1 protein-coding gene is annotated in these 561 nt (G+C 35.7%); it reads right to left on the bottom strand.

The features are described 5' to 3' along the window. A partial coding sequence (locus AB840_RS15675) for a 2-dehydropantoate 2-reductase N-terminal domain-containing protein (protein ID WP_048515732.1) occupies window positions 1-561 on the bottom strand: 561 nt, incomplete at both ends.

Here is a 561-nt window from a genome sequence, read left to right as displayed (position 1 = left end):
GTGCATTGGCTGTCCCATTCACACAAATTTTCTTCCATATAGATTGATGTAAATCATCACTCAATACACCATTTAGCTCTGCCTGATTCAAAATGTCTACGATTGTTTTTACGTTATCAGTACCCTCTGTAACTAATGCACCTACTTCAACTGGGCCACTACCCATTAGATGCGTATAACCTGGACTTTCGATACCTGCTGTCCAAGTTGTTACACCTCTCACAATTTGTGGTAATTCGACATATTGCTCAATCAAACGCTCATGTTTTAGCCCATTCATCGTACATACTACGATGGTTGATTGATTTATATGTGGTTGTATATAATCTAACACCTCTTTAAGCTGCATTGATTTTGGAAATAAAAATACAACATCATATAACACATCTTCAGGTATGTCTCTAGAATCATACATTGGTATTTCTAAATGACAATGTTCACCATTAATATCTATGTGTAATCCATTCGTTTGAATTGCCTTAACATGTGATTCCCAACTGTCTATTAGCGTTACATCATATCCATTTTGGAATAATTTAGCACCAAATCCACTTCCTAATG

The organism is Megasphaera cerevisiae DSM 20462 (assembly GCF_001045675.1).
In the GTDB taxonomy this organism is placed as follows: Bacteria; Bacillota; Negativicutes; order Veillonellales; family Megasphaeraceae; genus Megasphaera; species Megasphaera cerevisiae.
This window is presented reverse-complemented; position numbering and strand designations above follow the sequence as displayed.